A 13,046-nucleotide genomic window follows, 5' to 3' on the forward strand; every position below is an offset into this window, starting at 1 on the left:
GCAGATGAGAACAGCTCACCCCGAACACCTCAAGAGCAGGTGAGCACAATCTTTCCGAACTGGTCGCCCGCGGCCAGCCGTTCGAACCCCTCGCGGGCCCGGTCCAGCGGCAGCACCTCGTCGATGACGGGCCGCACCCCGGTCGTCGCGCAGAAGGCCAGCAGATCCTCCAGCTCGTCCTTGGACCCCATCGTCGACCCGACGACCTTCAGCTCCAGGAAGAAGATCCGGGTCAGCTCGGCGTGCGAGGGCCGGTCACCGCTGGTCGCGCCGGAGATGACGAGGGTGCCACCGGGACGCAGGGACTTCACCGAATGGGACCAGGTGGCGGCACCGACCGTCTCGATGACCGCGTCGACGCGCTCCGGCAGCCGCGCGCCGGGCTCGTACGCCGCGATCGCGCCGAGTTCGACCGCGCGCTTGCGCCTGGCCCCGTCACGGCTGGTGGCGTGGACCCGCAGCCCGGCCGCCCGGCCGAGCACGATCGCGGCGGTGGCGACGCCGCCGCCCGCGCCCTGGACGAGGACCGAATCGCCGGGACGCACCCCGGCGTTGGTGAAGAGCATCCGGTACGCGGTGAGCCAGGCGGTCGGCAGACAGGCCGCCTGCTCGAAGGTGAGCTCCTTCGGCTTGGGCAGCACGTTCCAGCTGGGAACGGTGACCTGCTCGGCGAAGGTGCCCTGGTAGCGCTCCGTGAGGATGGACCGGGGTTCCTTCGGCCCGACGCCGTGTCCGGTCTGGCCGATGACGGAGTGCAGGACGACCTCGTTGCCGTCCTCGTCGATCCCGGCGGCGTCGCAGCCGAGGATCATCGGCAGTTTGTCCTCGGCGAGGCCGATGCCGCGCAGGGACCAGAGGTCGTGGTGGTTGAGGGAGGCGGCCCGGACGCTGACGGTGGTCCAGCCGGGACGTGCCCCGGGGGCAGGGCGCTCGCCCAGCTCAAGGCCGTTGAGGGGCTGGTCGCGGTCGATGCGGGATGCGTAGGCGGCGAACATGGCCTCGACGATAGGCCGGGGCGCCGACCGGCGTAACCAGGCGCCGGTGTGACACGCGCCGCCTCTTCCCGCACCGGGTTACGCGCCTTGCGCGTCGGTGGGGCCGGCTCTCCGGTCCCCTCGGCGATCGAGGAGCGGTGGCCGGGGACGGAGCCCCCGGCCAAGGGAAAGGGCGGGTGGGGGAACAGCCCACCGCAGGCGCACCCCGCACCCGCACCCCCACACCGCCCCGGGACTCAGCGTCGGGCGACGCCCTCCGCCCGCGCCGCCGCGGCCACCGCGGCCGTCACCGCAGGCGCCACCCGCTCGTCGAACGGCGACGGAATCACGTAGTCCGCCGCGAGCTCGTCGCCCACGACATCGGCCAGCGCGTTCGCCGCGGCGATCTTCATGCCCTCGGTGATCCGGGAGGCCCGGACCTGAAGGGCACCGGCGAAGATGCCGGGGAAGGCCAGCACGTTGTTGATCTGGTTCGGGTAGTCCGACCGGCCGGTCGCCACGACGGCCGCGTACTTGTGCGCGACATCGGGGTGGACCTCGGGGTTCGGGTTGGCCATGGCGAAGACGAACGCTCCGGGCGCCATCGAGGCGACGGCCGCCTCGGGCACGGTGCCGCCGGAGACCCCGATGAAGACGTCCGCGCCGGCCAGCGCGCTCTCCAGCGGACCGGAGATCCCGGCCCGGTTGGTGAGCTCGGCCAGCTCGCGCTTGACGTCCGTCAGGTCCGTGCGGTCCCGGCTGACGATGCCCTTGCGGTCGGCCACGGCGACATCGCCGAGCCCCGCCTCCAGCAGGAACTTGGCGATGGCCACTCCGGCCGCTCCGGCACCGGAGATGACGGCGCGCAACTCGCCGAGGCTCCGCCCGGACAGCTTCGCGGCGTTGCGCAGGGCCGCGAGCGTCACGACGGCGGTGCCGTGCTGGTCGTCGTGGAAGACCGGGATGTCGAGCCGCTCCTGGAGCCTGCGCTCGATCTCGAAGCAGCGCGGCGCCGAGATGTCCTCCAGGTTCACCCCGCCGAAGGACGGTGCGAGCCGGACGACCGTCTCGACGATCTCGTCCGCGTCGGTGGTCGCGAGCGCGATCGGCACGGCGTCGACGCCGCCGAACTGCTTGAACAGGATCGCCTTGCCCTCCATCACCGGGAGGGACGCCTCGGGACCGATGTCACCGAGGCCGAGCACCGCGGTGCCGTCCGTCACGACCGCGACGACCTGCGACTTCCAGGTGTAGTCGTGGACCAGCTCGGGATTCTCGGCGATGGCGCTGCACACCTTGGCGACGCCGGGTGTGTACGCGAGGGACAGGTCGTCCTTGTCACGGACGGGAACGGTGGCCTGCACGGCCATCTTGCCGCCGCGATGGAGCGCGAAGGCCGGATCGAACGGCTCGTCGGTGGTGCTGTCAGTAGTGCTGTCGCTGCGAGGATTGACGATCTCCGCTGCCATGGTGTTGACCCCTTAAGTCTTCATCGTTTGAGGGTGGCCACTCCTGGTTGAGGAGGGGTGGGCGGGCACCGCGTACGTCCCCTGCGCCCGGCGGTTGGCCCGCCCCGGCAGGGGGAGATACATACGCGCGGGCGCGCCGCACACGCGCCCTGAGCCCCGGATGAGGGGTGTAAAGGTCTTTCTTACCCGACGGACCGCATCGCGGACGAGTCCAAACCGGCGCGGTGACGTGACTCATAGTCGAATATCCGGATAAGTCAGCCACCCGGCGAAATGGCGTCCGCCAGTCGAGACGCGCCGCAGATCCTCCGGCATGAAGAAGGAACGCCCACGGATGGTCCGGCCGTCTGCTGTACCGGCCCCTGAGGTTCCCCTGAGGTTCGGGGATCGCCCGTTACCCGATTTTGACATGACTGGCCCCTTGTTCGGGCAAGTCCGAATGGCAAGATGCCGTAAATCGCACGGGGCGGCGACATCCGACAGCGCGTGTCAGCCACCGAGCAACACCACCCTCACCTGCGGAGGAGCCCGATCATGACCGCACGCACCACACGCCGTACGGCCGCGAAGTCCCGGATCGCAGCAGTCGGCGCCATCGCGGTCGCCGGCACCATGCTATTGACCGCCTGCGGCGACCAGACCAAGAGCGGATCCAACAGCTCGACGAAGACCAGCGGCACCGCGGCCGCAGATCTGCTGCCGCGGGAGATCAAGGCCAAGGGCGTCATCAGGGTCGGCTCGGACATCGCGTACCCGCCGGTCGAGTTCAAGGACAAGTCCGGCAGGACGGTCGGCATCGACCCCGACATCGGCGCCGCGCTCGGCAAGGAGCTCGGGGTGACGTTCCAGTTCGAGAACGGCACGTTCGACACGCTGATCACCGGCCTGCGCTCCAAGCGCTACGACCTGGCGATGTCGTCGATGACCGACACCAAGGACCGCCAGCAGGGCATCGACTCCGAGACGAAGAAGAAGGTCGGCGAGGGCGTCGACTTCGTCGACTACTTCACCGCCGGCGTCTCGATCTACACCCGGAAGGGCGACGACCAGGGCATCAAGACCTGGGCCGACCTCTGCGGCAAGAAGATCGCCGTCCAGCGCGGCACCGTCTCGCACAACCTCGCCAAGGCCGAGTCGAAGAAGTGCACGGGCGGCAAGAAGATCGCGATCGAGACCTTCGACAACGACCTGGAGGCCCAGACCCGGCTGCGCAGCGGTGGTGCCGACGCCGGCTCCTCCGACTTCCCGGTGGCCGCGTACGCGGTGAAGACCTCGGGCGGCGGCAAGGACTTCCAGATCGTCGGCGAGCAGGTCGAGGCCGCCCCGTACGGCATCGCCGTCGCCAAGGGCAACGACCAGCTGGCCAAGGCCGTCCAGGCGGCCCTGGACGCGATCATCAAGAACGGCGAGTACGGCAAGATCATCTCCAAGTGGGGGGTGGAGGCCGGCGCGGTCACCGAGGCCAAGCTGAACGGCGGATCCTGAGCAGGCACCGGCGCGGAAAGGTTCTTCCTGTGACTGACATCGAGAAGACGGGCCCGGCCGACCGGCCGCGCATACCGCCCACCTCGTCGGCCCGGCCGGAGGCGATCAAGGCCATTCCGGTCCGGCACTACGGCCGGTACGTCTCGGCCGTCATCGCCATCGCCGCGCTCGTGGCGATCATCTACGCGTTCAGCCAGGGCAAGATCAATTGGGGCGCGGTCCCCGACTACTTCTTCGACGACCGCATCCTCAAGGGCGTCTCCCAGACCCTGCTGCTGACCGCCCTGTCCATGGTCATCGGCATCGTCGGCGGCATCCTGCTGGCCGTGATGCGGCTGTCGAGGAACCCGGTGACCTCGTCGATCGCCTGGTTCTACATCTGGTTCTTCCGCGGCACCCCGGTCCTGGTCCAGCTGTTCGTCTGGTTCAACCTGGGCCTGGTCTTCGAGTACATCAACCTCATGCCGATCTACAAGGACTACTGGTCGAGCTTCATGACGCCGCTGCTGACGGCGCTGCTCGGCCTGGGTCTCAACGAGGCCGCCTACATGGCGGAGATCTGCCGTGCGGGGCTGCTCTCGGTCGACGAGGGCCAGACGGAGGCGTCGCACGCGCTGGGCATGAGCCACGGCAAGACGCTCCGGCGCGTCGTGATCCCGCAGGCGATGCGGGTGATCGTGCCGCCGACGGGCAACGAAGTCATCAACATGCTCAAGACGACGTCGCTGGTGGCGGCCGTGCAGTTCTACGAACTGTTCAAGTACGCCCAGGACATCGGGCAGGGGTCCGGAGCCCCGGTCGAGATGTACTTCCTGGCCGCGGCCTGGTATTTGATCATGACCTCGGTGCTGAGCATCGGCCAGTTCTATCTGGAGCGGTACTACGCACGCGGGTCGAGCCGCAGCCTGCCGCCCACCCCGCTGCAGAAGGTCAGGGCCAACCTGCTGTCCCTGGGCCGCCCGAAGGGAGGCATGGCATGACCGCCATGGTGAAGGCCGAGGGCGTCCACAAGTCCTTCGGCGCCGCGCACATCCTGAAGGGCATCGACCTGGAGGTCGCCCCGCGCGAGGTCTTCTGCCTGATCGGCCCGTCCGGTTCCGGCAAGTCGACCTTCCTGCGGTGCATCAACCACCTGGAGCAGATCAACGCCGGCCGGCTGTACGTCGACGGCGAGCTGGTGGGATACCGCCAGAAGGGCGAAAAGCTCTACGAGCTCAAGGACAGCGAAGTCGCCCTGAAGCGCCGGGACATCGGCATGGTCTTCCAGCGCTTCAACCTCTTCCCCCACATGACGGCGATCGAGAACGTCATGGAGGCCCCGGTCCAGGTCAAGCGCGAGTCCAGGGCCGTCGCCCGGGCCAGGGCGGAACGGCTGCTGGACCGGGTGGGCCTGGCCGACAAGGCGAAGAACTACCCCTCGCAGCTCTCCGGCGGCCAGCAGCAGCGGGTGGCGATCGCCCGCGCCCTGGCCATGGAGCCGAAGCTGATGCTCTTCGACGAGCCGACGTCGGCGCTCGACCCGGAGCTGGTGGGCGATGTCCTGGACGTCATGCGCGGTCTCGCGGAGGACGGCATGACGATGGTCGTCGTGACCCACGAGATGGGCTTCGCCCGTGAGGTCGGCGACGCGCTGGTCTTCATGGACGACGGCGTGGTGGTCGAGGCGGGCCACCCGCGCGACGTGCTGACCAACCCGCAGCACGACCGGACGAAGTCGTTCCTGTCGAAGGTGCTGTAGCAGCGCAGGAGCCGGAAGGGCGGTACGGAGGCCGACTCCGTGCCGCCCTCCTCCGTACCCCTACTTCTTGGGCAGCAGCTCCGGGCTGAGCAGCAGCTCCCGCAGCTGGGCACGGGTCAGCGGCGGCGTCTTCATGAGCGGGCCCTGCGCCCGCTCGCCCTTGAAGCCGGTGCTGTCACGGACGGCCAGCACCCCGCCGTCCTTCAGGGTGAGCCGGCCGACCAGCTCCTTGCCCCACTGCGGCGCGCCCTCGTGGTTCATCGGGTCGCTCCAGGTCGTCAGCACCCGTCCGTCCGGCAGCCTCTCGTTCACGCAGTCCGCCGGACCCGGCTGCCCCTGGACGGGCTTGCACGGATCGCCGTCCGGGGCCGCCTCGCCGGCCTTCCCGGTGTCCAGGTGGCCGATGACGAGGTAGCCGACGCCGCCGTCCTTGCGTACGGAGAAGTGCCCGTCCAGCGGCCCCGCCAGGTGCTCCATCTCCTGCTTGGAGGTGTCGCCCTTGAGGATGACCGACAGCGAGACCTGCTCGACGGCTCCGACGTCCTTCGGCAGCACCTTCGCCAGCTTCTTCGCCCGGCCGCCGTTGCCCGCGAGCTCGACCGGGGCCGCCACCGTGGCCTCCTGTGTGTCGCCCTTCGGTGCCAGGTTCGGCACGGCGACGGCTCCGGCCGCGACCACGGCGGCCGCCGCGACCGAGACGGTGACCCGGCGCCGCAGCCGCACCCGGGCGGCCCCGGCGAACACCGTCCGGGTGGTGGTGGCCGGCTCTCCCGCGTCGTCCGCGGCCCGCCCCAGCAGCTCGTGCACGTCGTTGCTCATACCAATTCCTCCGCCATCTCGGCGCGCAGCGCCGCCAGCCCCCGAGCCGCGTGGCTCTTGACCGTGTTCTCCCGCATCCCGAGCAGTCCGGCCGTGGCCTCGACGCTCAGGTCCTCCCAGTAGCGCAGGACCAGGACGGCCCGCTGCTTGTCCGTGAGCCGGGCGAGTGCCGCCCGCACCGCCAGGCCGGTGTCCGTGTCCGGCGCCCGGTCGGCGCGGTCGGGCAGTTCGCCGTAGGACTGTTCGCGCCGCCAGAACCTGCGGCGGGACGCGATGAAGGTGTTGATCAGCGTCTTGCGCGCGTACGCCTCGATGTTGTCGAGCCGTCCGTACCGCCGCCCACCGAGCACCACCTTGACCAGCGTCGCCTGGACCAGGTCATCGGCCTCGTGCCGGTCGCCGCAGAGCAGGTACGCGCTGCGGAACAGCGCGGTACGTCTGCCTTCGACGAAGGCGTGCAGCGCGGCATCGTCATCGATCCGCATCGTCGGCGCCCCTCTCCGGGTCCGCGGGTGCGGACCGTCTCACCCTTCCAGTGCGGTGGGAGGCACGGCGGGTTGCAGCGGAAGCCGGAAAAGAAGAGGCGGTACGGGCAACCTCCCCGTACCGCCCCTCACCGCACGACCCGCCGCTACTTCACGGCGAGCACCAGGCTGTCCGAGGGCGAGGCCCAGACGGCGCGCGCCTCGCCGAACCCCGCCTCGCGCAGGGTGTCGACGTGCCACTGCACGGACGGCATGTCCCCGTCCGCGTGCTCGCCGTAGATCTTGTACCGCTCGGCCGTCGGCCCGGCGAGAACCGGATCCTTGGCGGCGAGCTCCCACCAGTCCGCCCAGTCGAGAGCGCCCGCGGTCTTGGCGCGGTCCATGGTCGCGTGCCGGTGGGTACGCTCGGCCGCGTTGATGCGGGGCGTCTCGGTGTCGATCATGTGGTCGGCGTTCATGAACACCCCGCCGTCCCTGACGAGCCCGCCGATCCGCCGGTAGAGCGCGGTGAGCGGCTCGGTGTGCAGCCAGTGCAGGGCGGTGGCGGTGAGGACGGCGTCGTACGAGTCGTACGGCAACTGCCCTGCCCAGTCGGAGTCCTTGAGGTCGGCGGTGACGAAGGTGACGCGCTCGTCGCCGTCGAAGCAGCCGCGGGCGATGGCGAGCAGTGCCGGGTCGAGGTCGACACCCGTGCTGGTGGCTTCGGGGAACCGCTTGAGGAGCCGGTCCGTAATACTTCCCGTACCGCATGCGAGATCCAGCACTCTCGGCCGGGGCCCCACCACGGCCTCGACCATGTCCAGCATCACCCGGAACCGTTCCTCACGGTCGGGCATGTACCACTCCTGCTGGCGGTCCCAGCTCTCCTGCCAGGCCGCCCAGTCGGTACCTGTCGTTGTCTCCGCCACGAGGACCCTCCTATGTAATACCCTTAGACCGTAAACGCCCATTACATCGCTCGCTGCATCACTTTAGACCGACGCCGTAAGGACTACAAGTGGAACTGGCCTATTACTCGGACTATGCCGTGCGTCTGGTCAACACCGAGGAGCCGACCCGCAACAAGGACTCCCTCATCGCCGTCGAGGCGGTCCGCGAGCTGTTCGGCGTCAACCAACAGGCGGCCCGGCGGGCCACCGACGCGGATGTGACCCGCTTCCGGTCCGTACGGGCACGGCTGCGCGCGGTCTTCGAAGCGGCCGACGGCGGTGACGAGACACTCGCCGTCGACCTGCTCAACTCACTGCTGCTGGAGTTCCCGGTCAGCCCGCAGATCTCCGGGCACGATTTCCGCGACGAGGACGGCAAGCCGGACTGGCACATGCACCTCGCCGACCACCCGTCGAACGCGACGGCCGGATACGCCGCCATCGCGGCGATGGGCCTCGCCTTCCATCTCACCTCGTACGGTGTGGACCGGCTCGGCCTGTGCGAGGCGGCGCCCTGCCGCAACGCCTACCTCGACACCTCGACCAACCGCTCCCGCCGCTACTGCTCGGACCGCTGCGCGACCCGCGCCAACGTGGCCGCCTACCGGGCCCGCAAGCGGCTGGAGACGGAACGCGCCGCAGAGACCGGCCGCAGCGCGGAGACCGCCCAGGCCACCACACCCCACAGCGACCGCTGATCCTTCTTCAGCGGCCGGTAGCGCGCCCGGGCCCTGGCCAGCACGAGCTCCTCGGGCACCGTCCCGTAGTCCGTGCTGTCACCGCCGGCGAAGCTGTTGTCGGCCAGCACCCACCAGCCGCCCCGGCGGCGCTCGGCGGCCCGCTTGACGACCAGCAGATCCTGCTGGAACGGATGGCGCAGAATCACCACGTCCCCGGGACGCACCGTTGCCCCGTACTGCACGAGCAGCCAGTCCCCGTGATGGAGCGTGGGCACCATCGACGGCCCCGTCACCTCCACCACCTGGAACGACACGCGCCCGGCCGGCCCACGCCCGCGCTGCTCCTGCGTCAGCTCAGGCACCTCAGGCACCTCCCGCATCACTCCGACACCTCCCCGGTCCGTCCAGTACACCCTCCTGTACAGCGTTCCGTACATTCGGCCACCGGACCCATCCTCACCCCGGACTTTTGGCCTAAGCCCATGGGGGCAGCCACGAAAACCCGTCACTCACGGAGTAATGTCCCACCTGAGAAGACGATCACGAGGAAGGACAGCTCAATGCTTTCCCGCCTGTTTGCCCCCAAGGTGAAGGTCAGCGCCCACTGCGACCTGCCCTGCGGCGTGTACGACCCGGCCCAGGCCCGCATCGAGGCGGAGTCCGTCAAGGCCGTCCAGGAGAAGTACCAGGCCAACGAGGACCCGCACTTCCGGGCCCGCGCCGTGGTCATCAAGGAGCAGCGTGCCGAGCTCGCCAAGCACCACGTCTCGGTGCTGTGGAGCGACTACTTCAAGCCCCCGCACTTCGAGAAGTACCCGGAGCTGCACCAGCTGGTCAACGACGCCCTGAAGGCGCTGTCGGCCGCGAAGGCCTCCACGGACCCGGCGACGGGCCAGAAGGCGCTGGACTACATCGCCCAGATCGACAAGATCTTCTGGGAGACCAAGAAGGCCTGATCTCTGGCTGGGCCGCCGACCTGCGCTTTCGCGGGTCGCATCGCCCACCTGTCCGCACCCGGTCCGCAGGCCGCCGAACCCGGCGTCCATGACGGGCCGGGTGCGGTCTGTTTCACCCGGCAGACGGGCTCGCGGCCCGCGTTCGGCCGCTCCGCGCCCTCAGCCGGTCGACGTCCGATCGCCAGGTCGAACCACCCTCCTGGAGCGCCCCCGGCGCCCCTGTGCCGCCCTCGCTGATGAACCGCAGGCGCGCCACCGGGAAGCGCGGCCGGGAGAAGACCATCCGCTTCGCCTCGGCTGCGGTCCACCTGACCGCCCTGCCGCCCGGCAGCGTGGGCAGAAGTTCGTCGGCGAACTCACGGTCCGCACACGAGAATGCCGCCAAGGCAGGTGATCTCGTACGCCCCGTACCGGGCGATGTGACGGGCGACGAGAGCGCGGGCCCGATCGATGGTCGGCGCCGAAGGGCACGTCGCGCTGGTCCGCCCAGGCGCGGTACGAAGCCATGTGCGCAATGACGGGCTCGGGGTCACGGACTGCGATGGTTCCGGGCAGCTCGATGGTCTCCACCCGGCTGAACTCCTCGCCCAGGAAAGCCGGGGCCTTCTCCAGACAGAAGCGGGCGCTGAGCGAGATCCGGGCCGGACCGCGGCCGACGCCGAGGACCTCGCCGGCGGCCCGCTGCCACAGGTCATCGAGCTCGACCTTGTCGCAGTCGCTGTTGGTGGAGACGACGACCAGCCCGTCGCGGGCCACAACGCGGGCCAGCTCCCTGACTGCCTGGTCCGTCCAGTTGCCGAGGTATGGACGACGGAGGCCGCGGCTCTACAGGCCGCACTCGAAGACGCGGCCAGCCCTTGCCTTGGGGTGGGGCGGTGATCATCTCCGCGCTGGGCCGAGCGTCGGCGGCCGTGCCTGGCGAGGCCGAGTACCGCACGCTTCTCGGCCACACCTGTGCGTGCGCGGCCTGCCGCTGCTCACCGTGCCCCACCGCGCTCCGGCTCAGCCGCACCTGGCGGGAGGCGCGCCGATGATGTGCGACCGCTGCCACGAGCCCATGGCCCCTGAGGAGTCGAAGGCGTACGAGGTGGCCGGTGCGACCGGCCCCGGCATCACGATCCACGTGCACGAGCTACCGTGCGCACGGCCCGCCTGGGCGCGGCCGCGGATGTATCCGGCCCGCCGTTCGTGAGCCCCGAGGAGCACGAGGCGGCATGGGATGCGCGCCTGGCCCAGATGGAGGCCGCGTGGGGCTCCCCGGTCAGCGCTCTCTGCGTCGCCGCCGAACGATTCGACGACCCGCCGCTGCATCACGAGTGCCGAAAGGCCGGCTGCGTCTGTTCCTGCCACACCCCCTGACTCCCGCCCGCGGCTGTGACATCGCGCCGGCCAGCCGCGGGCGGGCTCCCGCCCGTACCCGAGGCCGGCGGCGGCCGGAGTCCGGGCGGCCATCCAGATCCGCCCAACACGCAAGGACGCCCGCACGGGCATCAGAGACACCATCAAGGCAGCGCAGTCCGTCATCGCGAGGGACGCCAGGAACGCGTCCACGCCCGACGCCCCCACACGGACGCAGGGCACGGTGGCTGACCGGCACATCCGGCAGGACCCCCCTGACCGGCTCTACGACGAGGATGCCGACCCGGTCGACGAGGAGTAGGCCCGCCTACTCCCGTACGAAATCTGCGAGCGACATACGAAATGCGGCAGCAGGCCGAGCGGGCAGTCGAGGCCGAGTCCGCCGTCGGGCCTCCACCGCGGAGCCGCCCGGACTGTCCGGTTTCTCTCGCGTAGGGTCAACGCCCGGCGTGTGCCCACCGTTTACCCCGCACGAGGCCGTACTCTCCGACGGGATCTCCGTCACCGCCATGACCCAGCCGGTGCTCGGCAGGTCCGGATGTCCATGGGGTCGAGCGCCCCCAATACCCCAGTAATGACCGATGAGTTGCCGGACGGCATCAGTCGGTATGGGCGGACATGCGCACACGCCAGACATGCGCTCACGACAGGAGACAGCGATGACCACCGAGGGCTTCACCACGTGTCTGTGGTTCGACGGGCAGGCCGAGGAGGCGGCGGAGTACTACCTCTCGGTCTTCGAGAACTCCCGCCTCGGCAGGATCGGCCGCTACACCGAAGCGGGCCCCGGGCCCGCCGGGCAGGCGATGACGGTCGAGTTCGAGATCAACGGCCAGAAGTTCGTCGGGCTGAACGGCGGGCCGCAGTTCACCTTCAACGAGTCCATCTCGTTCCAGATCCGCTGCGGGGACCAGGACGAGGTGGACCGCTACTGGAGCAGTCTCACCGACGGGGGCGAAGAGGGGTCCTGCGGCTGGCTGAAGGACAGGTACGGCGTCTCCTGGCAGGTCGTCCCCGAGGTGCTGATCGATCTGATCGGCGACCAGGACGCGGAAAAGGCCGCGCGGACCACCGCGGCGATGATGACCATGAAGAAGCTGGACATCGCCGCACTACGGAAAGCGCACGACGAGGGCTGACGCGAGCCGACGAGGGCCTACGGGGGGCTGGCGAGGGCTGACGACGGCTGACAAGAGTCGACGCGAGCCGACAGAGCGGAGAGGCCCGGCGGACAGTGAAGCCGTCGATGTCTCCGTCCGGCAACTCCCTCCGGCAGTCCGGCGGTGTGACAGTCCGGCGGTGCGGCGGTCCGCAGTGTGGCGGTCCGGCAGCGGGTGGCGGTGGCCTGGGTGGCGCCGCTCCCGGCCGTCGGCCGGCGGCGGTGCGGGCGGGTGTGTACGTGAGGGTGAGGCGCGGTCAGCCGGCCGGGTGGGCGCGCAGACGGGCCGCCCAGGGGTGGCCGGCGCCCTGGGCCAGGGTGATCGTCTCGGTCAGCCAGGCGCGCTGGTCCGCGGTGAGGACCGGCAGCGCCGTCGCGAAGTCCTGCTCGTCCTTGGGGCGCGGGGACGCGGCCTTGTACAGGAACTGCACCTCGGGGGCGAGGTACGGGACGCCGTCCTTCGAGACCCGGCCGAGCCGGTCGAGCGGAAGGCGGATGCGGGAGTCGCGGCGGAACAGCCAGTCGGTGCCCTCCGCGTCGTCGAGCATGAGCTGGACGCACCAGGATTCGGCGGGGCCCGGACGGCACCAGATGTCGTGGACGTACGGCGGCAGGACCTCGCCGGGGAGCCAGGGGCGCAGGGTGCCGGGCGGATCGGCGGCCCACCATTCCCAGCCCGCCAGGAGTTGCTGGGCCGCGAGCTGGTCGCGGCGCAGCAGGAGTACGTCGATGTCGCCGTGTTCCCGGAAGGTGTGGCCCACGGCGAGCTCGACCGCGTATCCGCCCGCGATCCACCACGGGGCGTGCAGCGGGGCGAAGAGGCGCGCGGCCTCTTCGAGCGGGGGCGGGTCCCAGGGGCCCCAGGGGGTTTCCGTACGCATCGGCTGCCGGCTCTCCTCCGGGGCCGCCTGCCCCTCTACTCCTTCGGGGGCCGCCCGCCCCTCTACTCCTTTGGGGGCCACAGGCCCCTCTTCTCTTCCCGTACCGCCCGGC

14 protein-coding genes and 1 pseudogene are annotated in these 13,046 nt (G+C 70.1%); 7 read left to right on the forward strand and 8 right to left on the reverse strand.

Annotated features, from left to right (window positions below; translation table 11 throughout):
* Window positions 1–29: 29 nt before the first annotated feature.
* Window positions 30–995 (reverse strand): zinc-binding dehydrogenase, encoded by a 966-nt coding sequence (locus tag ACIOMQ_RS35570; protein ID WP_402191911.1) that lies wholly within the window; start codon window positions 993–995, stop codon window positions 30–32.
* A 236-nt stretch (window positions 996–1,231) separates the two neighbouring features.
* The gene (locus ACIOMQ_RS35575; RefSeq protein WP_362200803.1) at window positions 1,232–2,443 is read right to left on the reverse strand and encodes an NADP-dependent malic enzyme; all 1,212 of its coding nucleotides are present in this window, start codon (window positions 2,441–2,443) and stop codon (window positions 1,232–1,234) included.
* Window positions 2,444–2,977: 534 nt separating this feature from the next.
* Between ACIOMQ_RS35575 and ACIOMQ_RS35580 the strand changes: the two genes are divergently transcribed.
* From ACIOMQ_RS35580 to ACIOMQ_RS35590, 3 genes are read left to right on the forward strand one after another with little or no spacing between them, the layout of a single operon-like run.
* Window positions 2,978–3,928, forward strand: a complete 951-nt coding sequence (locus ACIOMQ_RS35580; RefSeq protein ID WP_401261110.1) for an ABC transporter substrate-binding protein — start codon at window positions 2,978–2,980, stop codon at window positions 3,926–3,928.
* A gap of 29 nt (window positions 3,929–3,957) precedes the next feature.
* Window positions 3,958–4,908 (forward strand): amino acid ABC transporter permease, encoded by a 951-nt coding sequence (locus ACIOMQ_RS35585; protein WP_362200797.1) that lies wholly within the window; start codon window positions 3,958–3,960, stop codon window positions 4,906–4,908.
* Window positions 4,905–5,666, forward strand: coding sequence for an amino acid ABC transporter ATP-binding protein (locus tag ACIOMQ_RS35590; protein ID WP_362200794.1), 762 nt, complete (start codon window positions 4,905–4,907; stop codon window positions 5,664–5,666). Before ACIOMQ_RS35585 ends, ACIOMQ_RS35590 begins: the two co-directional genes overlap by 4 nt.
* A 60-nt stretch (window positions 5,667–5,726) precedes the next feature.
* Here the strand turns inward: ACIOMQ_RS35590 and ACIOMQ_RS35595 are convergent, their stop codons facing one another.
* The 3 genes from ACIOMQ_RS35595 to ACIOMQ_RS35605 all read right to left on the reverse strand — a co-directional run bounded on the left by ACIOMQ_RS35595 (window position 5,727) and on the right by ACIOMQ_RS35605 (window position 7,920).
* Window positions 5,727–6,485: a hypothetical protein gene (locus tag ACIOMQ_RS35595; protein WP_402191913.1), complete on the reverse strand. Its 759-nt coding sequence runs from the start codon at window positions 6,483–6,485 to the stop codon at window positions 5,727–5,729.
* Window positions 6,482–6,970 (reverse strand): SigE family RNA polymerase sigma factor, encoded by a 489-nt coding sequence (locus ACIOMQ_RS35600; protein WP_362200788.1) that lies wholly within the window; start codon window positions 6,968–6,970, stop codon window positions 6,482–6,484. Before ACIOMQ_RS35600 ends, ACIOMQ_RS35595 begins: the two co-directional genes overlap by 4 nt.
* Before the next feature lie 146 nt (window positions 6,971–7,116).
* Window positions 7,117–7,920 carry a class I SAM-dependent methyltransferase gene (locus tag ACIOMQ_RS35605; protein WP_402191917.1) on the reverse strand — a complete coding sequence of 268 codons (804 nt, stop codon included), beginning with the start codon at window positions 7,918–7,920 and terminating at the stop codon, window positions 7,117–7,119.
* 47 nt (window positions 7,921–7,967) lie between these two features.
* Between ACIOMQ_RS35605 and ACIOMQ_RS35610 the strand changes: the two genes are divergently transcribed.
* Entirely contained in the window at window positions 7,968–8,597 is a 630-nt protein-coding gene (locus ACIOMQ_RS35610; protein ID WP_362200782.1) for a CGNR zinc finger domain-containing protein, read from the forward strand.
* Here the strand turns inward: ACIOMQ_RS35610 and sodX are convergent.
* Window positions 8,501–8,959, reverse strand: coding sequence for a nickel-type superoxide dismutase maturation protease (gene sodX / locus ACIOMQ_RS35615; RefSeq protein WP_362200779.1), 459 nt, complete (start codon window positions 8,957–8,959; stop codon window positions 8,501–8,503). The genes ACIOMQ_RS35610 and sodX overlap by 97 nt on opposite strands.
* Before the next feature lie 180 nt (window positions 8,960–9,139).
* Here sodX and sodN point away from each other — a divergent pair, with 180 nt between their 5' ends.
* Window positions 9,140–9,535: a superoxide dismutase, Ni gene (sodN, locus tag ACIOMQ_RS35620; RefSeq protein WP_093899557.1), complete on the forward strand. Its 396-nt coding sequence runs from the start codon at window positions 9,140–9,142 to the stop codon at window positions 9,533–9,535.
* A 356-nt stretch (window positions 9,536–9,891) separates the two neighbouring features.
* On the opposite strand, the pseudogene ACIOMQ_RS35625 reads toward sodN, so the two are convergent.
* A pseudogene (locus ACIOMQ_RS35625) lies at window positions 9,892–10,318 on the reverse strand (SAM-dependent methyltransferase); the annotation flags it as partial.
* Window positions 10,319–10,672: 354 nt separating this feature from the next.
* On the opposite strand from ACIOMQ_RS35625, the gene ACIOMQ_RS35630 reads away from it, so the two are divergent.
* Together ACIOMQ_RS35630 and ACIOMQ_RS35635 are read left to right on the forward strand one after the other, a co-directional pair.
* Window positions 10,673–10,894: a hypothetical protein gene (locus tag ACIOMQ_RS35630; RefSeq protein ID WP_401753919.1), complete on the forward strand. Its 222-nt coding sequence runs from the start codon at window positions 10,673–10,675 to the stop codon at window positions 10,892–10,894.
* A 659-nt stretch (window positions 10,895–11,553) separates the two neighbouring features.
* Complete coding sequence (locus tag ACIOMQ_RS35635; protein WP_401753916.1) at window positions 11,554–12,033, forward strand: VOC family protein; 480 nt, start codon at window positions 11,554–11,556, stop codon at window positions 12,031–12,033.
* A 277-nt stretch (window positions 12,034–12,310) separates the two neighbouring features.
* Here the strand turns inward: ACIOMQ_RS35635 and ACIOMQ_RS35640 are convergent, their stop codons facing one another.
* Window positions 12,311–12,934, reverse strand: a complete 624-nt coding sequence (locus tag ACIOMQ_RS35640) for a nucleotidyltransferase domain-containing protein (RefSeq protein ID WP_402191919.1) — start codon at window positions 12,932–12,934, stop codon at window positions 12,311–12,313.
* Window positions 12,935–13,046 lie beyond the last annotated feature (112 nt).

The organism is Streptomyces sp. NPDC087845 (assembly GCF_044742755.1).
In the GTDB taxonomy this organism is placed as follows: domain Bacteria; phylum Actinomycetota; class Actinomycetes; order Streptomycetales; family Streptomycetaceae; genus Streptomyces.

What these genes read in the sequence shown, in the direction of transcription:
- ACIOMQ_RS35575 (WP_362200803.1), bottom strand. Translation starts at nt 2,443, where the DNA reads ATGGCAGCGGAGATCGTCAATCCTCGCAGCGACAGCACTACTGACAGC.
- sodN (WP_093899557.1), top strand. Translation starts at nt 9,140, where the DNA reads ATGCTTTCCCGCCTGTTTGCCCCCAAGGTGAAGGTCAGCGCCCACTGC.
- ACIOMQ_RS35580 (WP_401261110.1), top strand. Translation starts at nt 2,978, where the DNA reads ATGACCGCACGCACCACACGCCGTACGGCCGCGAAGTCCCGGATCGCA.
- ACIOMQ_RS35635 (WP_401753916.1), top strand. Translation starts at nt 11,554, where the DNA reads ATGACCACCGAGGGCTTCACCACGTGTCTGTGGTTCGACGGGCAGGCC.
- ACIOMQ_RS35640 (WP_402191919.1), bottom strand. Translation starts at nt 12,934, where the DNA reads ATGCGTACGGAAACCCCCTGGGGCCCCTGGGACCCGCCCCCGCTCGAA.
- sodX (WP_362200779.1), bottom strand. Translation starts at nt 8,959, where the DNA reads ATGCGGGAGGTGCCTGAGGTGCCTGAGCTGACGCAGGAGCAGCGCGGG.
- ACIOMQ_RS35605 (WP_402191917.1), bottom strand. Translation starts at nt 7,920, where the DNA reads ATGGGCGTTTACGGTCTAAGGGTATTACATAGGAGGGTCCTCGTGGCG.
- ACIOMQ_RS35590 (WP_362200794.1), top strand. Translation starts at nt 4,905, where the DNA reads ATGACCGCCATGGTGAAGGCCGAGGGCGTCCACAAGTCCTTCGGCGCC.
- ACIOMQ_RS35570 (WP_402191911.1), bottom strand. Translation starts at nt 995, where the DNA reads ATGTTCGCCGCCTACGCATCCCGCATCGACCGCGACCAGCCCCTCAAC.
- ACIOMQ_RS35600 (WP_362200788.1), bottom strand. Translation starts at nt 6,970, where the DNA reads ATGCGGATCGATGACGATGCCGCGCTGCACGCCTTCGTCGAAGGCAGA.
- ACIOMQ_RS35595 (WP_402191913.1), bottom strand. Translation starts at nt 6,485, where the DNA reads ATGAGCAACGACGTGCACGAGCTGCTGGGGCGGGCCGCGGACGACGCG.